Raw genomic sequence first — 20,786 nt, 5'->3', positions numbered from 1 at the left:
AACGGTCACGGTCTCGACACGGTTTTGCGGCCGCCCGTCGTACGACCCCCCGTGCGGCTCCTCCACTACTCCGACATCGAGAACGCCCACGACGACCCCCAGCGAATCGGGCGGATCGCCGGGCTCATCTCCTCCCTGCGGGACGACGACGCGCTCGTCTGCGGCACCGGCGACAACGTCGCCCCCGGGGTCCTGCCGCTGGTCACCCGCGGCGGGCAGGCCCTGGACTTCTTCGAGGCCGTCTCCCCCACCGTCTCAACGTTCGGCAACCACGACTTCGACTTCGGCGCCGCCCGCACCCGGGAACTCGTCGAGCGGTCCCCCCAGCAGTGGCTCTCCGCGAACATCTACGCCGACGGCGAACGCTTCGCTGGCGTCGACGCGGCGACGGTTCGTCGCGCCGACGGGACGTCCGTCGGCTTCGTGGGCGTGACGGACCCGACCACCCCCTCGGCGAACCCCGAGGCGAAGGCCCTCGAGTTCGCCGACCCCGTCGAGGCCGTCGCCGAGGCGACCGCCGATCTCCGGGACCGGGGCGTCGACCACGTCGTCGTGCTCTCGCACCTCGGCCGCGGCGACGACGACCTGGCCCGAGAGACCGACGTCGACGTCGTCCTCGGCGGCCACGTCCACGCCGAGCGCGCCGACCGCGTCGACGGCACGCTGTGCACCCGGACGGGCAGCGGCGGCGACTGCGTCCTCGAGGTCGACCTCGGGACGGGGACCGTCGAGCGCCACCCGGTCGCGACCGCGCCGCTCGACGAGGCCCTCGCCGCCCGCTACCGCGAGCGCCTCGACGAAGCGGGGCTGCAGACCGTCGTCGGGCGCGTCGAGGAGCCCATCCGCCGGACCGAGCGCGAGGCGTTCCGCGGCGAGAGCCGGGTCGGCAACTTCGTCGCCGACGCCTACCGCTGGGCGGCCGTCGAGTCCATCGACGCCGACGTCCCCGTCGTCGGCCTCCAGAACAGCGGCGGCATCCGGACCGGCCCGGCCATCGACGGCGACGTCACCGTCTCCGACCTCGTGAGCCTCGTCCCCTTCGAAGAGCCCGTCGTCGTCCTGGAGCTCTCCGGCACCGAGCTGCTCGAGGCCTTCCGGGAGGCCGCCGACACCACCGGGTTCGGCGAGTCCGACTGGTGGCACGCCCACGTCTCGGGGGCGCAGCTCGCCTACGACTACGCCGACGACGAGCTCGTCGAGGCGACCGTCGACGGCCGGCCGATCGACCCCGACGGCCGTTACCTGCTGGCGACCACGGAGTTCCTCCTGCACACCGACGAGGAGTTCCCGACGCTGACCGACGCGACGCGCCACCGGACCCTCGACACCCAGTACGAGGTGCTCGCCGAGTACGCCAGGACCGTCGGCGTCGACCCGGAGCTCGACGGCCGCATCGTCCGCGCCGGCCTCTAGCGGCAACCGGAACCTTGAGGCCCGCGGCTCCGCTCCCTTCACCCAATGACGCTGGTCGTGGTACCCGTACGCTATCCGCTCTCCGAGCACTCTCGAGCGACGGTCAGGAGGGCCATCGACGTCGCCGACGAACACGACGCCGAGCTCACCGTCCTCCACGTCAACCTCTACCAGAACGAGGGGGCAGTCACGCGGACCGAACTCAAGCAGGCCGTCGAGCGGGCCTTCGGACGGGTCGACAACGCCCGCTACGTCGTCCGGTCGGGCTTCCTGGTCGAGGAGACCATCCTCGACGAGGTCGCCGAGGAGGGCGCCGACTTCGTCGTCATCGGCCAGAAGCAGGCGAGCCGCTGGCGGTCGATGGTCCGCCGCCTCGTCGACGACCCCGACGTCGAGCAGTACCTCCGCAGCGAACTCGACTGCGAGGTCATCACCGCGAGCGCGTAGCGGCTCACTCGTCGCCGTCGTCCGGTCTCTCGGGTGCCGGACCGCCGTCCCCGTCGCCCTCCATCTCCGCCTCGGCCTCCGCGCGGCGCTCGGCGGCCCGCCGCGTCGCCCCGCTCTTCTGGGTCGCGACCCCCTCGTCGGCCTCCCGCATCGCGACCTGCAGTTCGCCGCTGGTGTCGTCGAACACCATGTGGGAGTGCGGATACGGGATCTCGATGCCCTTCTCGTCGAAGCGCCGCCAGGCGTTGGTCAGCACCCGCGAGCGGACCGCCGTCTGCTTGTAGGGTTCGCTCGCCCAGTAGCGGAGCCGCAACAGCACCTCGCTCTCGCCGAACTCCCGGATGTAGCAGACCGGCGAGGCCGGGTACCGCGCGCTCCCGATGCGGATGTCCGGGCCGCCCTGGATGACGCCCTCGACCTCCCGGGCGGCGGCCTCGAGCTGTTCGCGGGCCACCGGGATGTCGCTCTCGTAGGTGACGCCGACGTCCAGGGTCATCCGGATGCGCGTGTCCTCCGCCGAGTAGTTGACGACGTCGCGCTCGCGCATCGCCCCGTTCGGCATCACGAGGAACGTGTTGTCCAGCGTGAAAATCTTCGTGTACAGTAGCGTGATATCCTCGACGAATCCGGCGGTCTGCGTGTCCTCGAGTTCGATCATGTCGCCGATCTCGTAGGGCTGTTCGGACAGCACGAACACGCCGCTGAGGACGTTCCCGATGATCGGCGCGAGGACGATACCCACGACGGCCGAGAAGACACCGACCGAGAGGGCGACGTTGCTGAAGTCGACGCCGACCCAGGTGAGCGCGGTCAGCACCGCGACGGCCATGATCGCCACCTGGATGCTCCGGAGGATGGTCCGGCTCACCGACGGCCGCTGGAACCGCCTGGCGATGCGGCGACCCAGCATCTGGCGGGCGAGCTTCGAGACGTAGTAGGCGACGGCCACGAGCAGGATTGCGGCCACCACCTGGTAGAGCCCCTCGGGGACGATGCCGGGGAGCCAGCCGGGGACGTCGAGGTCGTCGACCGGCGCTTCCGTCGCGTTCACCGTGGGCGTCCCCGTCCCCGCCTGCAACACCACCGCCTGCGCGTCCATACCCCGCCGACGACCGGCGGTGGAAAAAGCGTTCCCCCCGACGCCTAAGAGCGTCCGACCCCTCGTTCCGGTATGTTCGGCCCCAGACGGAGCCCGGAGTTCGACGTCACGCTCGAGAACCCAACCGACACGCTCGTCGCCGGCTTCACGCAGTTCGGACTGGCCGGACTCACCGCCGCCAACTACATCACCGAACAGCTCGGCCTGGAGGAGGTCGGCCACGTCACCGTCGACCAGTTGCCCGCCGTCACCCCCTTCGAGAACGGGACGCCGCGGCACCACACCCGGCTGTTCTCGAAGCCCGACCTGGAGCTCACCGTCCTGGTCGGGGAACTGTTCGTCCCGCCGGACGTCGCCGGCGCCTTCGGCGAGTCGATCTTCGAGTGGACCGACGAGGCGGGCGTCGAGGAGGTGGTCGTCCTCTCGGGCGTCCCGATGGCCCACGGTCCGGAGGACCACCGCGCGTTCTACGTCGCCAGCGAGGACTTCCAGGAGGCCCGCCTGCAGGGCGACCACGGCGTCCCCGCGATGGGCGGCGGCTTCCTCGAGGGCGTCAACGGCGAGCTCCTCCAGCGGGCCATGGACTCCCCGCTGGGGACCTGCATCCTCACCACCCCGGTCCACCCCCAGGCGCCGGACGTGGAGGCCTCGCTCCGGCTACTCGAGGCCTTCGACGCCGTCTACGAACTCGACCTCGACACCGACCCCCTGAAGGAGTTCGCCGCCACCGTCGAGCGGCAGTACGAGGAGCTCGCCGCCCGACTCGAGGCCCAGCAGGAGGCCTCCGCCCACGACGACCGGATGTACATGTAGCCGCTCAGAGCTTCCGGGCCTCGGTCTCGGCGCGCATCCGCTCGAGGAACGGCACGAAGTCGGTGCCGCCGGTCCCCGCCGTCGTCTCCGCGACCTCCCGGACGTACTGGACGACCTGCTCGAAGTGGACCCGCCGGAACGTGCCGAGCCGGTCGACGCAACGGTTGAACGCCGCGACCAGCGACCGGTCGTCCCGCCCGGCGACGTAGCGCCGGACGTCCGGCCCCGCCTCGAACGCCTCGACGGCCGCGCGGTGAGACGGCGGCATGTACGACCGCATGTCCCCCAGCACGTCCAGCAGCGCCGTCGCCTCGTGTTCGACGCCGAGCGTCGCGTCCAGGGCCGGGAGGACGGCGCTCTGGGCGCCGGAGGCCCCGCGGAGCGACTGCGGTTCGCCGGCCAGTTCGTCGACGCCCTCGAAGACGACGTCCGCGAAGCCGTCGAAGTACGGGCGGAACTCCGAGGCGAAGACCGCCGGGTCGTTACCCTCGGTCATCCGTCGCATGATGTCGGTCTGGTCCTCGAGGGAGTCGGCCACCGTCTCCAGGGCGTCCTCGAGCGACGAGGGGTCGTCTCGTGCGACCGCCCGCTGGGCCCGGGGGCAGGCGGTCAGCGCCGGCGCAGCCGCGGCCTCGATGGCGACGTGGACCGCCACGAACCACCGCTCGTCGTCCAGGCTGGTGAACTGCTGGACGGTGTCGACGGTCTCGACGTCGAAGCCTCCTCCCTGATCGTCCCGTCTGAAGTTGTGCAGACAGAGGACGTCGTAGGCGACGACGGGTCGGCGGTCCAGGCGGGACGAGGAGCGGTACAGCGGCACGGCCGCGCCGGCCGGGAGCCGGTCGACCGGATCGGCGCCGACCTCGTTGACGTACGCGCTCGCGAGGAACGAGGAGAGCTGCCGGACGCGGACGAGCTCTCCCTCGGTCAGGTCCGCGAGGGCTCCAGCCGGCGGCGGCTCGAGGTTCCGTACCGCCGGGCGGAGGTCGCCGGCCTCGAGCCGTTCCGGCAACGTGCCACCGAGTTCGTCGAGCCGGGAGAGGTACTCGCCGACCAGTCCGTCGTGGCGCCCGGGGTCGAACGCGACGAGGGGGTCGGGCCGCGCGAGGAACCCGCGCTCGGCGTCGACGCCCGGCGGCAGTGTCGCCCAGCCGTTGGCCGACATGGTTCTCTGATTCCGAGTAGATACTGTAGAAATATAAACATATTGTCCAGTTATCTGGTCTCCGGGGCCGTCCCCTCCGGCGGTCGCCGCCCTCAGGGGAAGGGATGGTGCTCGCGGTCGGGAGCCGGCTCGAACCCGAGCTGTTCCGGGACCTCGTCGGCCCGGGCGCCGAAATAGGGGTCGTCCGTGAACAGCGGCTGCGCCCCAGGGACGACGACCCTGACCGCCTCGAAGCCGAGGTGCTCGACGTCGCGGGGGGTCAGCCGCGCGCCGTAGACCTCCAGACCGACGTCCTCGACCCGCTCGACGACCGCGTCGAGTTCCGCCTGGCCGTCCGGGACCGTCGCCGGCCCCACGTTCGCCGCCGGGACCGTCGTCTCCGGGTCGACGAACGAGCGGGCCGCATCGGGGAAGTCGGCGTACGGACCGATGGCGCCGGACTCCTCGGCGGCCCGGTCGGGGCCCATCCGCCGCAGCTCCAGCCAGTTCTGGACGGCCTCCTCGAGCGCGCCGCGGGCCGCCGCCTCGGGGTCGAGGTCCGCGGACATCCCGGCGGCGAACCGCGGCCACTCGCCCTCGCGGTGGACGCAGGCCGCGACCACCGGCACGTCGACGTCCTGGGTGAGCAGCAGCGCGGTCGCCGTCAGGTCCTCGCTCCGCGCCCGCGCGGCGAGGGTCTCGAAGCCCTCGTCGTCGACGGCCAGCCCGAGCGGCTCGTAGGTCGAGTACCACGCCAGCATCGCGGCGTCCCGCTCGACGACCTCGTAGAGCCCCGACAGCAGCGCGTCGACGCCGCCGTTGCCCAGGCCGAGCCCGGTCGTGATCGGCGGTCGGATGTTCCGCTCCGGCGGCGGGAAGACGACGAGTTCGGCCGGCAGGTGGACCGCCTTCCCCGTGCCGAGGTGCTCGGCCTCCCGCCAGTACTCGACGGACGCCGGCGGGTCGCCCGGCCGGACGAACCGTTCCGGAGCGACCGGGTCCGTCGGGTCGGTCTCGAACTCGGACGTCCGGTAGACGGCCGCCCCGTAGCGCTCCAGCGCCTCGCCGAGCGCCTTCATGAACGCCGGGTCCCAGTCGGCCGCCACGCCCGCCGCGTGGCCCGGCACGTCGCCGTCGGAGAAGGGGGCGTCCGCCAGCGTCGCCAGGTAGTAGGGCACCGGGAACGACTCCGCCTCCCCGACGCTCGAGACGGGACCGACGCGGGCGTCGAACGCCATCTCGGCCGCCGCCAGCGACTCGTCCAGCGACCGCCCCTCGTGGGTTCTCCGGAGTCCCTCCGCCGTCGGCGTCCCGCAGTCGCAGAACGGCACCGGCAGGACCCGTCGCTGGGCGTGCGGGACCTCGACGACGCCCCCCATCACCGCCGACTGGCCGCCGGCGACGAGCGTCGCGAGTTCGCGACCGGCGAGCGCGCCCGCGAACCGGGCCGTCGACGGGTCGTAGTCGCCGCCGTCGGTCTCCGGGTCGGCCGCGTCGACGCGCTGGCGGAGGCACTCGTAGCACGCCGTCCCCGGGGCGTACCCCGAGACGGCGGCGTCGACGTCCGCGACCGGTGTGCCGCCGACGCCGCCCAGTTCGACCGCGAGCAGCGGGGTCTCCGACGACAGGGCCGCGTCCCTCGCGTCGCGGAAGCCGCCGTCGCCGACCGGCCCGACCGCGACCGCCACGTCCACCCGGCCGATTACCTGGGGGTCGACGGGCGTCGACTCGACGTCGGTGTCCTCGATGGCGGCCCGGACGGCCGCGGCCGCCGGGCCGTCGCCGGCCAGGCCGACCGTCGTCACGAGTCGTCGAGGGCGGGGTCGCGCAGCCCCTCGGCCTCGTCTGCGAGGTACACCCCGGCGTGGGGGTGCTGGTCGGCGTCCTCGACGACGACGCCCTCCTCGCGGAGCGCCTCCAGTTCCGCCTTCGCGTCGTCGACGGACGTCCGACCGACGGCGGCGACGACGTCGAGCAGCGCGTCCTCGTTGACGCCGCCCTGGTCGACGTACGCCGAGCCGTTCAGCAGCGAGACGAACGCGGCGACGTCGTCGCTCCCCCCGAGTTCGTCGTGCCACCGCTTCGGGTAGCGGCTGACGCGGTCGTCCCCGATGCGGTAGAGCGCGTCGTCGGTCGTCCAGGTCTCGTCGTCGACGAGCGCGCCCTCGAGGTCCGCGCGGAAGCCCTCCGCGTCGAACTCGTAGTCGCGGCGCCCCTCGAGTGCGTCGACGTAGACCTCCAGCGTCGACCGTTCGACGCCCGGTTCGTGACGGTGCCCGCGTTCGATCAGCAGCACGGTCTGCTGGGTCGTCGTCGGACCCCGTTGGACGAGCTCGTCGACGACGTCGTCTCTCAGTTCCATACGCGAGGCTACGACTGGCAGGTCGAAAAGCGTGGGGGACGGAGAGAAAAGCGGGGGATATCGGACGGCGTCGTCGCGTCGTCAGGCCGCGAGCATCGACTGGGCGACGCTGGCCAGCTGGCCGTTGTCGGCGTCCTGCAGTCGCTCGTCGCCGAGCTTCAGCCGGAGGCGCGGGCGGCCGACGTCGATGGGGACCTTCTCGGTGTCGATGAGGCCCATCTCCTCCATGCGGGTCTTCGTCCGGGAGAACGTCGCCTTCGAGGCGATGCCGACGTCCTCGCCCCACTTGGAGATGTCGTACAGCAAGTCCTCGTTCTTCGCGGCGACCAAGAGCGAGATGGTGACCTCGTCGAGGCCGTCGCCGTCGCCGCGGGCGGTCTCCAGGGAGTCGAGCACCGCGTCGAAGTCCGAGGCCGTCGGGTCGCCGAGCTCCTCGTCGAGCGTCGAACGGACCCGCGTGATGGCGGGCGTCCGGAGCTGGAACTCGTCGGCGTCCTCCCAGGCGCCGGAGAAGCGGTCGTAGGCGCTCTCGATGAACGCCTCGTCGTCGGTCGCGAGCCCCGCGACCCGGTCGCCGGCCTCGACGACGGAGACCACGGACGACTCCGTGACGAGCAGCGTGTTGGTGCCGCCCTCGTAGGACCGGATCTCGAGGCGGTCGGCCTCCACGTGGTCGGCCGCCCGGCTCGCCACGAGGAAGTCGTCCATGACCGCCTTCAGCGAGTCCTCGGCGGCGAGGAGTCGGACGACCGGCGCGTCCTCGTCCATCACGTCGACGAGTTCCTCGACCGTCTTCGGCGTCGGATTGACGACGTAGAGCTCCCCGTCGGCGTCAGCGAGCGCCTCCTCGAGGACGTCCGCGACCGTCCGCTCCACCAGATTTGATTTCATTATCGTACTTACAAGTATGTAGACGAAGCTATTTAATATTAGCGGGATTACAGCTGCAAAACCTCGGCCGCAAGTATAAAGAACCGTGACTGCACGGCCAGCGGTATTTGTATAACGAGGTTGGACGAAGTTAATTCTATTGCCCGCTCGTGAAGTGAACGTTACCGATTCGCACGGGAGAGCCGACCGGCGAGGTCCCCGGACCACGAGAGGGCGCCGTCGTACCGGACCGGAGCGGCGACACGGTCGAGCAGTTCCACGACCGAGGTCCGGTCCATCGTCGCCCCGATCGACTCGCCGCAGAGCCGTTCCCCGCCGTCCAGGGGCGAGGCGTACCGTCGACCGGCCGCGTCCGGTGCCGTCGCCTCGTACCGGACCTCGAACCCGTCGTCGGTCTCCCGTAGCGAGAACGTCCCGGGTGTCCCCACGGGGGCGCGGAGCCGGTGGGTCCCGTCGCCGACGACGACGTAGTCGCGGCCGACGATGATCTCGCCGCGGGCCAGCGACAGCGCGCGGTCGAAGGCGTAGCCGGCGGCCAGCAGCTCCGCGAACGCCGTCCCCAGGGATACCGCCTGTTCGTCGAGGACGGCCGTCAGCGTCACGGCGCCGACCGTCGCCCCGCGCCTGACGAGGTCGTAGCCCTCGTAGTAGGAGCCGCAGGCGTTGAGGAAGAACGACCGCGCGCCGCAGTCGTCGAGGTCGGCGGCGGCGAGAGCCCCGTCCGGACACACCATCCCGTCGACCTCGCAGTGGCCGACGAAGTGGACCAGGTCGGTCGGCCCCTCGAACACCGACGCCAGGTCGGCCGTCGAGAGCCGCTCGTGGACGTGCACGTCGACGTCGCGGCCGGCCAGCCGCTCCCGGTAGACGTCGGCGACGCACCGCTCGGAGGCCATCTCCGGCTCGTTGCAGACCACGTCGATCCGCAGCCCTCCGCCGGCCGCCAGTCCCGCCGAGTCGGGTCGCAGCAGCGTGTAGGCGTCGACCGGCGTGCCGTCCGCGAGCCACGCGTGGTAGCGGCTCTCCGCCAACGCGGGGTCGACCGCTTCGACGTTCGGCGTCTCCCCGCGGAAGAACTCGTCGAGGGAGCGCTCCAGGAGCGCCTTCGGGTCAAGCGCCGACGCGTCCGCGGGGTGGACCAGGCTGAGCCGGTCGAGCAGGTACGGCAGGTACCTGCCGTTGGCGACGTCGTCGTCGACGTACGTCGACAGCGGCCACTCCGGCAGCGTCGGCCGCGGCGAGTCGAGGACCGAGGCCAGTCGCTCGGCGGGCGGTGCCGACGCGAGGTCAGTGCGGTCGTCGTCCAGGGACCCGCCCTCCCCGGGGATCGACCGCAGTCGACTGTCCAGATGGACGAGACGCCGAAGTGCGTCGGCCGCATCGTCCGCGAAGTCGGGCAGCGGTTCGAACTCGCGGTCCAGTTCGTCGCCACTGATCCGTGGGGGCCCCGACCCCACCCGGAGGTCGGCGCCGAGGTAGTACGCCAGCGGCGCGGCGACGAGCACCGCCGCTGCGGACTCGGGGACCGTCATCGTCGGGCCGGTCGCCTCCCCGTCCAGTTCGGCCGTCACGGAACGGTCGCCGAACCGGACCTCGGGCGTGGGCGGGCGGAACCCCGGGTGCGAGCGCGCCGGGCCGTCGGCGTCGTGGGTCCGACCCGCGGCGGTCACGGCGGTCGCCAGCCCGCAGGGCGTCGCCGGCACCGTGACCACCGGTCGCGGCGTCGGCGTCTCGCTGAACCCGACCGCGACGGCCCGCGGTTCGGGGAATCGGATCCAGGGACGCTCCCCGGAGTCGACCGTCGCGGGGCCCTCGAAGGAGAGACGCGTTTCTGGCGTCGATTCCACCAGGATCCGGTGGACGCCGTCGCGCAGTTCGCCCGCCCGAAGCGCTCGACGACCGTCGCCGACGAGCGTCGCGTCGCCGTCCGGGAGCCTGATGGCCTCCGCACGGCCCGAAACGGCGGCGTCGACGCTCCCCGGGAGCGCCGGCGCGTCGCCGCCCGTCCGCCATCCGTCGGCGTCGAGCGTCACCGCCCCCCGCGTCCCGTAGCCGCAGACGCGATCACCCGTCGCCGCCCACTCCAGCATCACTCTCCGATTCGACCCCGAGCGTATAGTAGTACCCCCGCCGACGGGCAGTTTTTCCGTCCCTTCGAGGCCGACTGAATGTTCGTGCACCGTCGGTCGGTGTCGGCAGCGACACCGGACGTGCTTGCCCGGAACGGGTATCTTCTTGTCCCGGCACCACCGAGCGTTGCCCATGAGCTACGACGAGGTCCGCGAGGCCGACCCCGCGGTCGCAGACGCCCTGGAGGGCGAACTCGAGCGCCAGGAGGACACCCTGGCGATGATCGCCTCGGAGAACCACGTCTCAGAGGCCGTCCTCGAGGCACAGAGCTCCGAGTTGACGAACAAGTACGCCGAGGGTTACCCCGGCGAGCGCTACTACGCCGGCTGCGAGTACGCCGACGACGTCGAGGAACTCGCCATCGAACGGGCCGAGGACCTGTGGGGCGCCGACCACGTCAACGTCCAGCCGCACTCGGGGACGCAGGCCAACATGGGCGTCTACCTGGCGATGCTCGAACCCGGCGACAAGATCCTCTCCCTGGACCTCACCCACGGTGGCCACCTCAGCCACGGTCACCCGGCGAACTTCGCCGGCCAGCTCTTCGAGGTCGAGCAGTACGAGGTCGACCCCGAGACGGGCTACATCGACTACGACGCGCTGGCGGCCCACGCCGAGGAGTTCGAACCTGACATCATCGTCTCCGGATACTCCGCGTACCCCCGCGAGGTCAACTTCGGGCGCGTCCAGGAGACCGCCGACGACGTCGGCGCCTACCACCTCGCGGACATCGCCCACATCACCGGCCTGGTCGCCGCCGGCGTCCACGAGTCGCCGGTCGGCGTCGCCGACTTCGTCACCGGCTCGACGCACAAGACCATTCGCTCGGGCCGCGGCGGCATCATCATGTGCGACCAGCAGTACGCCGACGACATCGACGCCGCGGTCTTCCCGGGCGGCCAGGGCGGTCCCCTGATGCACAACATCGCGGGCAAGGCCGTCGGGTTCGGCGAGGCCCTCGAACCGGAGTTCGAGCGGTACGCCAAGCAGGTCGTCGACAACGCGAAGGCGCTCGGCGAGCGCCTCCAGGAGCACGGCTTCTCGCTGGTCTCGGGCGGCACCGACACCCACCTCGTGCTCGTGGATCTGCGGGACTCCCACCCGGACACCTCCGGCACCGTCGCCGAGGAGGCCCTGGAGGAGGTCGGCATCGTCCTCAACAAGAACACTGTACCAGGCGAGACCCGCTCGGCGTTCAACCCCTCGGGCATCCGCGCCGGCACGCCGGCGCTCACCACCCGCGGCTTCGACGAGGAGGCCTGCGAGCGGGTCGCGGACATCATCGCCCGCGTGATAGACAGCCCCGACGATGAGGGCGTGAAATCGGAGGCCGCCGAGGAGGTAGAGATCCTCTGCGCCGAGTTCCCCCTCTACGACCGCGAGGGGCAGCTCACCGACTCCGAGTGATAGCGTAGGTCTCATCGGGTTCTTCACAGCCTCATTCGACGATTTCGACGCCGTCTGCCCCTGACGAGGGGGACATCTGAACCTACCACGTTCTTGTCGGCCAGAAGTGATTTACCTGCCAGCCCAGTATTTGGCACGTGTTAGCATGACTGAAAGGAAGCCCCTCGTCGTGGAGGACGAACCGCCGACGAGCACCGCTCGCGACGGCTACCGGCGAATCCTCGTCACGGTCGCCGGCGCCGCGTTCGTCGCTATCGGCACGTACCTCCCCTGGCTCCGGGCCAACCCGGGGGCCGAGCAGGGCGGTCTCGGACTCGTCCCGGGCCTGATGACGCCGGGGGTGGCGTTCGTCCACTTCGTCGTGCTGTTCCCGGTCGGCGTCGTCCTCGCCACCCACCTCGTCAGGGGCCCGACCCGAGGGTGGGCCCTGGCCTCGGTCGTCGCCGGCCTGTGGGCCGTCCTGTTCTCGGTCCTGCTCGTCGTGGTCCAGTACACCGACGAGGGCCTGCGGTTCCTCCCCGAACTCGGCCTGGCCCTGACGGTGCTCGGCGGCCTCGCGCTCGCGCTCGTCGGCGGCGTCGCCCTGTTCGAGGAGCGGACCGCGATCCCGACGGGGCGACTCTGACGGGCCGGAGTCCGTTTCGAGTGCCCACCGCGGCCGTCAGAACCGGTAGCAGGCGATGTCCTCGGCGCCGCAGCAGTGGCACTCGTCGGCGACCTTCGAGAGGGTCTTCCCGCAGTTCCGGCACTCGTACAGCGTCGACCCCGCGTCGGTGACCGCCCGTCGGAGCGTGTCTACGATACCCATCACCCCACCAAGCGGGTCGGGGGTGTTAACCCTTCACCCCGCGGGGTGAAAGTGGAACTCCGCAGTACGATGCCCGGACGGCCGTTTTCCTCATCGACCGACGAACTCGGGCTCCTCGTCCCCGCCGAAGGCCGCGTGGCCCCGCGAGAAGTCCTCGGTGTTCGTGAGCGCGGCGATGCCGTCGGCCTCCTCGGCGAGCTGCTCGTCCAGCGAGTTGCCGTAGCTCTCGGCGAGCAGTCGCCTCGTCGTCGCGTACGCCCGGGTCGGCCCGTCGGCGAGCCGCGCCGCCTCCTCCTCGAGGCGGTCGTCGAGGTCGCCGTCGGGGACCTGCTCGGTCGCCAGCCCGATCTCGACGGCCTCGTCGGCCTCGACCGGCTCGTCGCGGAAGACGAGCTCCTGGGCGCGGCGGAGCCCGACGAGCCGCGGCAGGAGGTACGTCGACCCGCCGTCGGCGGACAGCCCGATGCGCGGGTAGGCGAACTCCAGTCGCGCGGACTCGCCGACAAGGACGACGTCGCCGCAGATGGCGGGTCCGAGGCCGCCGCCGGCCGCGACGCCGTTGACGCCGGTTACGACCGGCTTCGGCGCGCGGAGCAACTGGCTCAGGAACTCGTGGAGGCCGCCGGCGAGCGTCCGGAGGGTCGGCTCGTCGCTGCCGTCGCCCGACAGCGCCGTCAGGTCCGCGCCGGTGTTGAACACCGACCCGTTGCCGGTCAGGGCGATACAGCGCACGTCGTCGTCGCTGACGACGTCGTGGGCCACGTCGGCGAGCTCTCCGGTCATTTGCTCGTCCAGCGAGTTGTGCGACTCCGGCCGGTCGAAGGCGATGCGCGCGACGCCGTCCTCGCGACCGACCTCGAGGGTCTCGTAGTCTGCCATACGCTGACGAGGTCCGGCAGTCCCTTAAGCGTCCGCGCCGGTCGGGTGCGGCCTACTCGCCTCCGCCGTCGAAGCGCTTCTCGACGCTCTCCGCGTGGGCCTCCAGTCCCTCCGCGCGGGCGAGCGTCGTGATCGTCTCCCGGAGGTCGCCAAGCGCGTCGCGGTCGAGCTTCTGGACGGTCGTCGACCGGACGAAGTGGTCCACGGAGAGGCCGCCGGCCACCTTCGCGAGGCCGCCGGTCGGCAGGACGTGGTTCGGCCCGGAGGCGTAGTCGCCCGCCGCGACCGGGGAGTGGGCACCGAGGAAGACGCTGCCGGCCGAGTCGATGCGGTCGAGGATCCCCTCTGCGTCGTCGGCGACGATGGAGAGGTGCTCGGCGGCGTACTCCTCGGCGAAGAGGACGACCTCGGACATCGAGCGCGCCAGCAGGACGCCCGACGCGTCGTTCGCCATGGCCTCCTCAATGACTTCGGCGCGGTCCCGCTCTTCGGCCTGCTGTTCGCAGGCCTCGGCGACTGCCTCGGCGGTCGCCTCGTCGTCCGTCACGCAGACGACGGAACTGTTCGGGTCGTGCTCGGCCTGCGCGACCACGTCGGCGGCCACGAGTTCGGGGTCGGCGGTGTCGTCGGCGACGACGAGCAGCTCCGAGGGGCCCGCGAGGAAGTCGATCTCGACGTCGCCCCGGACCGCCGCCTTCGCGGCGGTGACCCACCTGTTGCCCGGGCCGACGACCTTCTGGACCGGCGAGACCGTCTCGGTGCCGTAGGCGAGCGCGGCGACGGCCTGAGCGCCGCCGACCTGGTAGACGGCGTCGGCGCCCGCGACGTGGATTGCGGCGAGCGTCGCGGGGTTCAGATCCTCGGCGGGCGGCGTGGCGACGGCGACGTGGTCGACGCCCGCGACCTTCGCCGGGATGACGCCCATCAGCGCGCTGGAGGGGTAAGCCGCGGTCCCGCCGGGGGCGTAGACGCCGACCCGTTCGAGCGGGCGGTACCGCCTGCCGAGTTCCCGGCCGTCGAACTCCTCGCGCCAGTCTTCGGGGACCTGCCGCTCGTGGAACTCGCGGACGTTGGCGGCGGCGGTCTCGATGGCCTCGCGGACCTCCTCGTCGACCTCGTCGTAGGCGCGCTCGGCTTCGTCGGTGACGTCGACGTTCCCGACGGCCACGTCGTCGAACTCCTCGGCGTACGACCGGAGGGCGACGTCGCCCTCCTGGCGGACCCGGTCGACGATGTCGCCGACCGGCTCGCGGACCTCGGCGACGCCCGCGTCCCGCTCGAAGAAGGCGGCGCGCTCGCCAGGCGAGAGGTCGGCGACGGCTCTGACGTTCATACCCGGGCTCTGGGGGGCCGGCCGGAAAGCGGTTTCCAATCGGTGCACACCAACGTCACGCTCATCCTCCTCGACGACCTAAATCGGGTGTGAGCACCACAGCGACGGACACGAACGGCGTGCGCGTGTGGCTCGTCGAACGCACCTACGGCGACGACGAGCAGAACCTCGTCATCCTGACGTACGCGACCCCGGACGGCGAGCGGTACCTCCGGAAGGAGCGGGCGCTGACGAGCTTCACGGGGGCCGCCCGTGAGACGACGGCCGCCCTGGACGTCGAACCCAAGGACCTCGGCGAGACCTCCCCCGACGACCGCGAGTACTACGCCGACGCAGCCCGGCGGACCGCCGAGCGGAACGACCCCGACGACGCGATCTGACGCCGGCTCGCCCGGACGGCGGACCCCCGTCCCGAGGGGACGAAAAACACTATCCCTGCCCGCCCCTTCGGGTCGGACGATGCTGAGCGCCGTCATGGAGGACTACATCAAGGCGATCTACGCCATCCAGAACGACACCGACGAGCGCGTCGGCACGTCGGGGCTGGCCGACTACCTGGACGTGACGTCGCCGACCGTCTCCAGCATGCTGAAGAAGCTCGAGGAGCGGGGGCTCGTCGACCGCGAGGAGTACCGCGGCGTCACCCTCACCGACGAGGGGGAGGTCGTCGCCCTGGAGATATTGCGGCACCACCGGCTGCTGGAGGCCTTCCTGACGGAGCAACTCGACTACGACTGGGCGGACGTCCACGAGGAGGCCGACCGCCTGGAGCACCACGTCTCGGAGGAGCTGACCGACCGCATCGCGGAGGCCCTCGGGAACCCGGGCGTCGACCCCCACGGCGACCCGATCCCCGACGCCGACCTCCAGTTGCCCGACGCCGACGCGACGACCCGGCTCTCGACGGCCGCGGAGGGCGACGAGGTCGTCGTCCGGCGCATCCGTCACCAGGGCGACGAGGAGCTCCGCTACCTCTCCGACGCCGGCATCGAGCCCGGGGTCGAACTCGAGGTCCTCGAGATCGCGCCGTTCGGGCTGGTGACGGTGCGGACGCCGGCCGGCGAGCAGAGCCTCCCGGAGGAGATCGCCCGCCTCATCGAGACGACGGCGACGAGCGAAGCCGAGGCCTGAGGAGCCACCACAGGCCCAGGGCCACGACGACGGCCGTCCCGCCGAGGAAGAAGGCGACCGCGGGGTCCAGGCCAGTCACCGCGCCCGCGGCGTCGCCGGCCGACTCGGCGGCGTCCTGGGCGGTCATCCCGCCGCCGGAGCCGCGTTCCGGCTCGCGGGTGAGCCACTCGTGGAGCACCGCGAACACGAGCGTCGAGATTCCGACGACGAGGAACAGCCCGAACAGCCGTTCGAGCGCCCCCCGGAGCCGCGAACTCGCCCCGTCCTCGCCGGCGAAGAGGACGACCGCCTCGCTGGCGGGGCCGTACACCGTCATCTCGTTGCCCTTCGAGGAGTAGCCGGTGCCGGCGGGTTCCAGCAGGCCGGCGTCCTCGAGGCGGTCGATGTGGTAGTGGACGTTCTGCAGCGACGTGCCGACGTCCTCGCGGATCTCCGGCGGCGTCTTCGGTTCCTCGTAGGTCGTCGCCAGCACCGTGCGGGCGGTCTCCGACCCGAGGGCGTCGAAGGCCGCCTCGGCCTCCTCGCCGTCGATGTCGAGGACCTTCGGCTCGCCGGGCGAGGAGGACACGTGCAGTCGACTCGGCAGCAGGCTCATTCGGCCGGAGCTATCCCCCAGACCGGCATACCCCTTCCGGTCGTTCAAACGGCTCTTTCACTCTTCGAGCGGGCGGAGCCCGGAGACCGCGAGCACCGACCGGAGGGTGAGGAAGACCAGGAGCGCGCCGCCGGTGAGCATCGTCGGCGCCGAGAGCAGCCGGGCGGTGTCGGTGGCCAGGAAGAGCCGCGTCGTCCCCATGACGACGAAGCTCAGCAGGACGAGTCCGACCGCGAGCGCCGAGAGCTTGACGAAGGTGTTCTGTCGCATCAGCCGTCGCTACCGGGTCGGGGCTGCTCGAATAAAAATCGGAGTGGTCGTCCGGAGCGTCAGATCTCGCCCTGCTCCTCGAGGCCTTCCATGATGTCGTCGACGAGGTTGTCGACGTCGTCGTAGGGGAAGTCCTGCTGACCGCCGCCCTTCGTGTTGAGCTCCATGGCGGTCATCGAGAAGTCGCCGGACTCGAACGTCGTGCCGGGGCCGTTCGGCAGGGCCGGCACGAGGTCCATCGGGCTGTTGACGGGGTAGTCTGCGCCTTCGAACGCCTCGGTGAACTGCTGACGGAGGTCGTCTTTGTCGACCATTGCAGTTGTTCATGAAACATACACCCCATTGAATGTTGTGCTACGCATCGCCGCTCGTTTAAATACTGTCGCCGGTTCGCGGCCCGCAACTTTTCAGAACCCTCTCGCCAGGCGTGTACGATTTACAACTCGTGTCCTGTTCGCCGAAACCCATTCCACTGTTAACACTTCCGCGGCGGAGCGAGCCGGTGGACACGTATTCCGGAGCCGCTCCTCCCAGTCCAACGAGGCCGACAGCCGCCGGCACCTCGAACCGCGGACGGCACTGCTCGCAGCGGTCGCGCTCTTCGCCCTCGGCGTCGGGGGCCACCTGGCGTTCGTGCAGTCTGACCCATCCAGGTGCGTCGTCCCGGCGGAGGTCAGCGGCTTTAAGGCCGCGAAGCGTCCCTATCTAGATATGCAAGAGGGGGAGGGTGCCCGGCGGCGCGGCACCGAGGACGTGCTGAAGCGACTGTTCAGGGACGGGTGGACCAACGCCGTGCTGTCCTGGGCGCTGGTGGGCGTCCTCGTCGTCGTGTTCGTCGAGAGCCTCCTCGACTTCGACCGCCTGTGGATCGCCTTCGTCGCCGCGGCGGGAGCCATCGTCCTCGTCCCGCCCGCCGCCTACCGCGAGTGGCGCGTGATGCTCCCCTGGGAGCTGCTCGCCTTCGCCCTGATGCCGATCCTCGTCCGCGCCGTCCTCGGCGGCGAACTCGGCGTCTTCGCCTACTACCTCTCGGTCGCGGGGCTGGCGCTCGTCGTCACCGTCGAGCTCCACATGTTCACCGAACTGGAGATGACTCACTGGTTCGCGGTCGTCTTCGTGACCATGGCGACGATGGCCTCGGTGGCGGCCTGGACCGTCGCCCGCTGGACCGCCGACCGGCTGCTCGGGACGGGCTTTCTCACGGACAACGACGCGCTGATGACCGAGTGGACCTACGTCGCCCTGGCCGGCCTCGCGGCGGGCGTCATCTTCGACGCCTACTTCCGGCGGCGCGACCGCCAGCTCGCACAGCTCCTCCGGGGGATGATCCCGTGACGCACCTCCCGCGACCGACGCTCCGCAACCAGCGTCGGCTCACGCGGTTCATGCAGGTCGTCCTCGTCGGCATCGTCGCCTACGGGATCGGCTTCGGGCAGCCGAAGGCCATCACCAACGGGACCATCGCCCTGCTGATCACGTTCCTCCCGGCGGTCATGGAGCGGCGGTACGACCTCCCGCTGGACCCCTGGCTCGCGCTCTGGATCACGTCGGCGGTCTTCCTCCACACGGTCGGCTCCGCCGGCCTGTACGACCAGATCGGCTGGTGGGACCACGTCACCCACGCGATGTCGGCGTCGCTGATCGCCGGCGTCGGCTACACGTTCGCGCGGGCGATCGACATCCACAGCGACGAGATACACTTCCCCCACCGGTTCTTCTTCGTCTACGTCCTCGTGGTCGTCCTGTCGTTCGGCGTCGTCTGGGAGCTCTTCGAGTTCCTGCTGGACGTCGCCGCCAACGCGACCGGCATCGAGATGCCGCTGGCCCAGCACGGCCTCGACGACACCGTCCGCGACCTGATCTTCAACTCCTTCGGCGCGCTGCTGGTGGCCGCGCTCGGCCAGGCCCACCTCTCGGACGTCGCCGAGATCGTCCGCGACCGGTTCGCCGCCCCCGAGTGACGGTCCTACGCGTCGGGAACGACAGAAGGGGGTATCCCCCCTGGCGACGTACCGACTGGTATGAACCAGCAGGAACCGTCCGGGACGATGCGCTGTCCCGAGTGTCTCGGCGAACTGCCCGCCGGGGGGACGGCGGCGCTCCTCGAGAACGGCTGCGTCTACTGCGGCGCGGACCTCACTCCCGACGCGCTCTCGACCCGATAGGTCAGACGTCGAGGATGGCGTCGAGCAGCTTCGACTGTGCGGCCGCGAGGTGCTCGGCGAACGTGGAGGTCGTGATGTCCAGCTCCGCGGCGACGTCGCCGGCGTTGGCGCCCTTCGGGTGGTCGAAGTAGCCCATCCGGTGGGCGGTCTCGAGGACCTCCCGCTGGCGGTCGGTCAGCTTCCCGCGGTCGACGAAGACGAGGCTGTGGTCGGGGCGGTCGTGCTCCGAGCGGAGCAGCCGCTGGACGTCCACGGTCGGATACAGCTCCTGCAACCTGCCGATGACGCTCTGTAGCTCCTCCATGTCGGCGGCGTGGAAGACCAGGTACAGCATCCCGTCGCGGGTGTGGATGTCGACGACCGGGCAGTCGAACTGCTCGACGGCCTCGCAGGGACACCCCTGGCCGAGTTCGCGGTCGAACCGGTAGACCTTCTTCGAGCCGTAGTCGAAGACCTCCTCGAGGTCGACGTCGGTCTCGGGGGCGTCGGCGGCGTCGAGCATGAACTCCTCGGTCATCCGGGCCCCCGAGGTCGGGTTCACGCTCCGGGAGATGGAGTGGGTCGGCGAGTCGGCGGTCTTGGAGGCCTGCGCGACGGGACAGGTCCCGCCGGCGTCGACCTTCACCTCCGCGCGGATCCCGGAACTCATCGGTCGGAGTTCGGCCCTCCGACACCTAAGTCTGTCCTCGTGGACGACCGTCGAGGCCCCGGTCCCCTGCCGGAGTACTTAAAGCACCCCGAATACTGTGGGCGTCATTACCCGGTCCATCGGTCCCTCCATGTAGATATGTCGAGCAACACAGCAGGGTTCGGTCGCAACGAGAACGCCGGCGGACTCCGGTTCCGGAACCGCGGCCCCGAGGTCGACTCTGAGACGGTCCTCGCGGCGCTGGACGACCCGGACTGCCGGAAGCTCCTGGAGGCGACCACCGACGAGGCGCTCACCGCCCAGGAACTCGTCGACCGCTGCGACGTCCCCCGGTCGACCACCTACCGCAAGGTCGAGCGACTGACCGAGGCCGGGCTGCTGGAGGAGCAGGTCCGCCTGCGCACCGACGGCAAGCACGCCAGCGAGTACCGCCGGGCCTTCGAGGACGTCACCATCTCGCTGTCCGCGGGCGACGGCTTCGAGGTCGGCATCTCCCAGCCCGAGCCGGTCGCCGGTGACTGACGCGACCGACGGCGCGACGGCGGTCGACGCCGACACGCACCGACTATATATTCCCCGCCCGACTACGGGGACACGAACCGCTGCGGACCACTCCACCAGGCGATGAGCACCTACACATTCACGTGCCCGGACTGCGGGCAGGAGATCGAGGTCAACGGGTCGATGCGGGAGGCGATGCTCTCGAGCGGCTGTCCGGTCTGTACGGAGCCCGTCGAGACCGCCGACTTCACTCCCGAGTAGCCGGCGGTCCCCCGGCCCCGGGCTACTCCCTGTCGACCTCGATGACGCGCCCGCTCAGCGTCTCCGGCCGGAGGCGGTAGAGGTCGATGTCGAGGTCCCCCTTCTGTTGCGGCCAGATCTCGAACAGCGGCCGCTTCGCCGCCCCGTACTGCTGGATGTCCTCGGTGGTCAGCTCCGATGGGTCGATGCGGTCGAGCGGCCCGATGGCGACGACGCTCTTGTAGACGTCGTCGTCCTCCTCGTAGACGACCAGACGCGCCTCGGGCTCCGACCCGAGGAAGCGTCGCTTCTCGCTCTCCGGCGTCGACACGAGACGCACGTAGAACTGTCGGACGTCGGCGTCGTACCCGAAGGAGACCGGGATGGCGTAGGGCTCGTCGGTCCGGGCCAGCGCCAGGACGCCCGTCTCCTGCCGACCGAGGAACGCGTCGGTCTCCTCGGTCGTCATCTCGGTTCGCCGGTCGATTGCCATATCCGTAGCTCCCTGC

The 20,786-nt window shown here is 70.7% G+C and carries 26 protein-coding genes; 12 read left to right on the top strand and 14 right to left on the bottom strand.

What is annotated here, in order from left to right:
- Positions 1 to 51 precede the first annotated feature (51 nt).
- Together HWV07_RS19355 and HWV07_RS19350 are read left to right on the top strand one after the other, a co-directional pair.
- Positions 52 to 1,413, top strand: a complete 1,362-nt coding sequence (locus HWV07_RS19355) for a bifunctional metallophosphatase/5'-nucleotidase (protein WP_178335900.1) — start codon at positions 52 to 54, stop codon at positions 1,411 to 1,413.
- Between the two features lie 45 nt (positions 1,414 to 1,458).
- Complete coding sequence (locus HWV07_RS19350) at positions 1,459 to 1,860, top strand: universal stress protein (protein WP_178335899.1); 402 nt, start codon at positions 1,459 to 1,461, stop codon at positions 1,858 to 1,860.
- A 4-nt stretch (positions 1,861 to 1,864) separates the two neighbouring features.
- Here HWV07_RS19350 and HWV07_RS19345 read toward each other — a convergent pair whose 3' ends face one another.
- The gene (locus tag HWV07_RS19345) at positions 1,865 to 2,959 is read right to left on the bottom strand and encodes a mechanosensitive ion channel family protein (protein WP_178335898.1); all 1,095 of its coding nucleotides are present in this window, start codon (positions 2,957 to 2,959) and stop codon (positions 1,865 to 1,867) included.
- Between the two features lie 72 nt (positions 2,960 to 3,031).
- Here HWV07_RS19345 and HWV07_RS19340 point away from each other — a divergent pair, with 72 nt between their 5' ends.
- Entirely contained in the window at positions 3,032 to 3,772 is a 741-nt protein-coding gene (locus HWV07_RS19340) for a proteasome assembly chaperone family protein (protein ID WP_178335897.1), read from the top strand.
- Between the two features lie 4 nt (positions 3,773 to 3,776).
- Here the strand turns inward: HWV07_RS19340 and HWV07_RS19335 are convergent, their stop codons facing one another.
- The 5 genes from HWV07_RS19335 to HWV07_RS19315 all read right to left on the bottom strand — a co-directional run bounded on the left by HWV07_RS19335 (position 3,777) and on the right by HWV07_RS19315 (position 10,259).
- On the bottom strand, positions 3,777 to 4,937 hold the full coding sequence (locus HWV07_RS19335; RefSeq protein ID WP_178335896.1) for a PrnB family protein: 1,161 nt from the start codon (positions 4,935 to 4,937) through the stop codon (positions 3,777 to 3,779).
- Between the two features lie 92 nt (positions 4,938 to 5,029).
- Entirely contained in the window at positions 5,030 to 6,721 is a 1,692-nt protein-coding gene (locus tag HWV07_RS19330; RefSeq protein ID WP_178335895.1) for a YcaO-like family protein, read from the bottom strand.
- Positions 6,718 to 7,278 (bottom strand): hypothetical protein, encoded by a 561-nt coding sequence (locus HWV07_RS19325; protein WP_178335894.1) that lies wholly within the window; start codon positions 7,276 to 7,278, stop codon positions 6,718 to 6,720. Before HWV07_RS19325 ends, HWV07_RS19330 begins: the two co-directional genes overlap by 4 nt.
- 81 nt (positions 7,279 to 7,359) lie before the next feature.
- The gene (gene tbsP, locus HWV07_RS19320; RefSeq protein WP_178335893.1) at positions 7,360 to 8,169 is read right to left on the bottom strand and encodes a transcriptional regulator TbsP; all 810 of its coding nucleotides are present in this window, start codon (positions 8,167 to 8,169) and stop codon (positions 7,360 to 7,362) included.
- A 161-nt stretch (positions 8,170 to 8,330) separates the two neighbouring features.
- The gene (locus tag HWV07_RS19315) at positions 8,331 to 10,259 is read right to left on the bottom strand and encodes a hypothetical protein (RefSeq protein WP_178335892.1); all 1,929 of its coding nucleotides are present in this window, start codon (positions 10,257 to 10,259) and stop codon (positions 8,331 to 8,333) included.
- 172 nt (positions 10,260 to 10,431) lie between these two features.
- On the opposite strand from HWV07_RS19315, the gene glyA reads away from it, so the two are divergent.
- Both glyA and HWV07_RS19305 read left to right on the top strand, forming a co-directional pair.
- Entirely contained in the window at positions 10,432 to 11,706 is a 1,275-nt protein-coding gene (gene glyA / locus HWV07_RS19310; protein WP_178335891.1) for a serine hydroxymethyltransferase, read from the top strand.
- 145 nt (positions 11,707 to 11,851) lie between these two features.
- Positions 11,852 to 12,331: a hypothetical protein gene (locus HWV07_RS19305; protein WP_178335890.1), complete on the top strand. Its 480-nt coding sequence runs from the start codon at positions 11,852 to 11,854 to the stop codon at positions 12,329 to 12,331.
- A gap of 36 nt (positions 12,332 to 12,367) precedes the next feature.
- Here HWV07_RS19305 and HWV07_RS19300 read toward each other — a convergent pair whose 3' ends face one another.
- The 3 genes from HWV07_RS19300 to hisD form a co-directional block, all read right to left on the bottom strand.
- Positions 12,368 to 12,514, bottom strand: a complete 147-nt coding sequence (locus tag HWV07_RS19300; RefSeq protein ID WP_178335889.1) for a hypothetical protein — start codon at positions 12,512 to 12,514, stop codon at positions 12,368 to 12,370.
- Positions 12,515 to 12,604: 90 nt separating this feature from the next.
- The gene (locus HWV07_RS19295) at positions 12,605 to 13,393 is read right to left on the bottom strand and encodes an enoyl-CoA hydratase/isomerase family protein (protein WP_178335888.1); all 789 of its coding nucleotides are present in this window, start codon (positions 13,391 to 13,393) and stop codon (positions 12,605 to 12,607) included.
- 52 nt (positions 13,394 to 13,445) lie between these two features.
- Positions 13,446 to 14,726, bottom strand: coding sequence for a histidinol dehydrogenase (gene hisD, locus HWV07_RS19290; protein WP_178335887.1), 1,281 nt, complete (start codon positions 14,724 to 14,726; stop codon positions 13,446 to 13,448).
- 89 nt (positions 14,727 to 14,815) lie between these two features.
- Here hisD and HWV07_RS19285 point away from each other — a divergent pair, with 89 nt between their 5' ends.
- Together HWV07_RS19285 and HWV07_RS19280 are read left to right on the top strand one after the other, a co-directional pair.
- On the top strand, positions 14,816 to 15,106 hold the full coding sequence (locus HWV07_RS19285; protein WP_178335886.1) for a DUF7967 family protein: 291 nt from the start codon (positions 14,816 to 14,818) through the stop codon (positions 15,104 to 15,106).
- A gap of 79 nt (positions 15,107 to 15,185) precedes the next feature.
- Positions 15,186 to 15,857 (top strand): metal-dependent transcriptional regulator, encoded by a 672-nt coding sequence (locus HWV07_RS19280; RefSeq protein WP_178335885.1) that lies wholly within the window; start codon positions 15,186 to 15,188, stop codon positions 15,855 to 15,857.
- On the opposite strand, the gene HWV07_RS19275 is transcribed toward HWV07_RS19280, so the two are convergent.
- From HWV07_RS19275 to HWV07_RS19265, 3 genes are read right to left on the bottom strand one after another with little or no spacing between them, the layout of a single operon-like run.
- The gene (locus tag HWV07_RS19275) at positions 15,820 to 16,452 is read right to left on the bottom strand and encodes an ArsR/SmtB family transcription factor (RefSeq protein ID WP_178335884.1); all 633 of its coding nucleotides are present in this window, start codon (positions 16,450 to 16,452) and stop codon (positions 15,820 to 15,822) included. The two genes, HWV07_RS19280 and HWV07_RS19275, sit on opposite strands and share 38 nt — an antisense overlap.
- 57 nt (positions 16,453 to 16,509) lie before the next feature.
- Positions 16,510 to 16,722: a hypothetical protein gene (locus HWV07_RS19270; protein ID WP_178335883.1), complete on the bottom strand. Its 213-nt coding sequence runs from the start codon at positions 16,720 to 16,722 to the stop codon at positions 16,510 to 16,512.
- 59 nt (positions 16,723 to 16,781) lie between these two features.
- Positions 16,782 to 17,036 carry an MTH865 family protein gene (locus HWV07_RS19265; protein WP_178335882.1) on the bottom strand — a complete coding sequence of 85 codons (255 nt, stop codon included), beginning with the start codon at positions 17,034 to 17,036 and terminating at the stop codon, positions 16,782 to 16,784.
- Between the two features lie 397 nt (positions 17,037 to 17,433).
- On the opposite strand from HWV07_RS19265, the gene HWV07_RS19260 reads away from it, so the two are divergent.
- Genes HWV07_RS19260 through HWV07_RS19250 form a run of 3 tightly spaced genes read left to right on the top strand, consistent with a single transcriptional unit; the run spans position 17,434 to position 18,887 of the window.
- Positions 17,434 to 18,057 (top strand): hypothetical protein, encoded by a 624-nt coding sequence (locus HWV07_RS19260; RefSeq protein WP_178335881.1) that lies wholly within the window; start codon positions 17,434 to 17,436, stop codon positions 18,055 to 18,057.
- Positions 18,058 to 18,107: 50 nt separating this feature from the next.
- Positions 18,108 to 18,683 carry a DUF2238 domain-containing protein gene (locus HWV07_RS19255; protein WP_178336112.1) on the top strand — a complete coding sequence of 192 codons (576 nt, stop codon included), beginning with the start codon at positions 18,108 to 18,110 and terminating at the stop codon, positions 18,681 to 18,683.
- Positions 18,684 to 18,743: 60 nt separating this feature from the next.
- Positions 18,744 to 18,887 (top strand): DUF7560 family zinc ribbon protein, encoded by a 144-nt coding sequence (locus HWV07_RS19250; protein WP_178335880.1) that lies wholly within the window; start codon positions 18,744 to 18,746, stop codon positions 18,885 to 18,887.
- 1 nt (position 18,888) lies between these two features.
- On the opposite strand, the gene HWV07_RS19245 is transcribed toward HWV07_RS19250, so the two are convergent.
- Positions 18,889 to 19,536 (bottom strand): helix-turn-helix domain-containing protein, encoded by a 648-nt coding sequence (locus HWV07_RS19245; protein WP_178335879.1) that lies wholly within the window; start codon positions 19,534 to 19,536, stop codon positions 18,889 to 18,891.
- A 138-nt stretch (positions 19,537 to 19,674) separates the two neighbouring features.
- On the opposite strand from HWV07_RS19245, the gene HWV07_RS19240 reads away from it, so the two are divergent.
- A complete protein-coding gene (locus tag HWV07_RS19240; protein ID WP_178335878.1) occupies positions 19,675 to 20,058 on the top strand; it encodes a winged helix-turn-helix domain-containing protein in 384 nt (127 codons plus the stop codon).
- Between the two features lie 102 nt (positions 20,059 to 20,160).
- Positions 20,161 to 20,298: a DUF7560 family zinc ribbon protein gene (locus tag HWV07_RS19235; protein WP_178335877.1), complete on the top strand. Its 138-nt coding sequence runs from the start codon at positions 20,161 to 20,163 to the stop codon at positions 20,296 to 20,298.
- 22 nt (positions 20,299 to 20,320) lie between these two features.
- On the opposite strand, the gene HWV07_RS19230 is transcribed toward HWV07_RS19235, so the two are convergent.
- The gene (locus tag HWV07_RS19230; protein ID WP_178335876.1) at positions 20,321 to 20,770 is read right to left on the bottom strand and encodes a pyridoxamine 5'-phosphate oxidase family protein; all 450 of its coding nucleotides are present in this window, start codon (positions 20,768 to 20,770) and stop codon (positions 20,321 to 20,323) included.
- Positions 20,771 to 20,786: the final 16 nt, after the last annotated feature.

The sequence above is a fragment of the Natronomonas salina genome (assembly GCF_013391105.1).
Taxonomy (GTDB): Archaea; Halobacteriota; Halobacteria; order Halobacteriales; family Haloarculaceae; genus Natronomonas; species Natronomonas salina.
The sequence above is the reverse complement of the archived record's forward strand: the minus strand, read 5'-3'. Positions and strand labels throughout refer to the sequence as shown.

Coding starts and splice junctions, on each gene's coding strand:
- HWV07_RS19350 (WP_178335899.1), top strand. CDS start 1,459: ATGACGCTGGTCGTGGTACCCGTACGCTATCCGCTCTCCGAGCACTCT.
- HWV07_RS19345 (WP_178335898.1), bottom strand. CDS start 2,959: ATGGACGCGCAGGCGGTGGTGTTGCAGGCGGGGACGGGGACGCCCACG.
- HWV07_RS19340 (WP_178335897.1), top strand. CDS start 3,032: ATGTTCGGCCCCAGACGGAGCCCGGAGTTCGACGTCACGCTCGAGAAC.
- HWV07_RS19335 (WP_178335896.1), bottom strand. CDS start 4,937: ATGTCGGCCAACGGCTGGGCGACACTGCCGCCGGGCGTCGACGCCGAG.
- HWV07_RS19325 (WP_178335894.1), bottom strand. CDS start 7,278: ATGGAACTGAGAGACGACGTCGTCGACGAGCTCGTCCAACGGGGTCCG.
- tbsP (WP_178335893.1), bottom strand. CDS start 8,169: ATGAAATCAAATCTGGTGGAGCGGACGGTCGCGGACGTCCTCGAGGAG.
- HWV07_RS19315 (WP_178335892.1), bottom strand. CDS start 10,259: ATGCTGGAGTGGGCGGCGACGGGTGATCGCGTCTGCGGCTACGGGACG.
- glyA (WP_178335891.1), top strand. CDS start 10,432: ATGAGCTACGACGAGGTCCGCGAGGCCGACCCCGCGGTCGCAGACGCC.
- HWV07_RS19305 (WP_178335890.1), top strand. CDS start 11,852: ATGACTGAAAGGAAGCCCCTCGTCGTGGAGGACGAACCGCCGACGAGC.
- HWV07_RS19300 (WP_178335889.1), bottom strand. CDS start 12,514: ATGGGTATCGTAGACACGCTCCGACGGGCGGTCACCGACGCGGGGTCG.
- HWV07_RS19295 (WP_178335888.1), bottom strand. CDS start 13,393: ATGGCAGACTACGAGACCCTCGAGGTCGGTCGCGAGGACGGCGTCGCG.
- hisD (WP_178335887.1), bottom strand. CDS start 14,726: ATGAACGTCAGAGCCGTCGCCGACCTCTCGCCTGGCGAGCGCGCCGCC.
- HWV07_RS19280 (WP_178335885.1), top strand. CDS start 15,186: ATGCTGAGCGCCGTCATGGAGGACTACATCAAGGCGATCTACGCCATC.
- HWV07_RS19275 (WP_178335884.1), bottom strand. CDS start 16,452: ATGAGCCTGCTGCCGAGTCGACTGCACGTGTCCTCCTCGCCCGGCGAG.
- HWV07_RS19270 (WP_178335883.1), bottom strand. CDS start 16,722: ATGCGACAGAACACCTTCGTCAAGCTCTCGGCGCTCGCGGTCGGACTC.
- HWV07_RS19265 (WP_178335882.1), bottom strand. CDS start 17,036: ATGGTCGACAAAGACGACCTCCGTCAGCAGTTCACCGAGGCGTTCGAA.
- HWV07_RS19260 (WP_178335881.1), top strand. CDS start 17,434: ATGCAAGAGGGGGAGGGTGCCCGGCGGCGCGGCACCGAGGACGTGCTG.
- HWV07_RS19255 (WP_178336112.1), top strand. CDS start 18,108: ATGCAGGTCGTCCTCGTCGGCATCGTCGCCTACGGGATCGGCTTCGGG.
- HWV07_RS19250 (WP_178335880.1), top strand. CDS start 18,744: ATGAACCAGCAGGAACCGTCCGGGACGATGCGCTGTCCCGAGTGTCTC.
- HWV07_RS19245 (WP_178335879.1), bottom strand. CDS start 19,536: ATGAGTTCCGGGATCCGCGCGGAGGTGAAGGTCGACGCCGGCGGGACC.
- HWV07_RS19240 (WP_178335878.1), top strand. CDS start 19,675: ATGTCGAGCAACACAGCAGGGTTCGGTCGCAACGAGAACGCCGGCGGA.
- HWV07_RS19235 (WP_178335877.1), top strand. CDS start 20,161: ATGAGCACCTACACATTCACGTGCCCGGACTGCGGGCAGGAGATCGAG.
- HWV07_RS19230 (WP_178335876.1), bottom strand. CDS start 20,770: ATGGCAATCGACCGGCGAACCGAGATGACGACCGAGGAGACCGACGCG.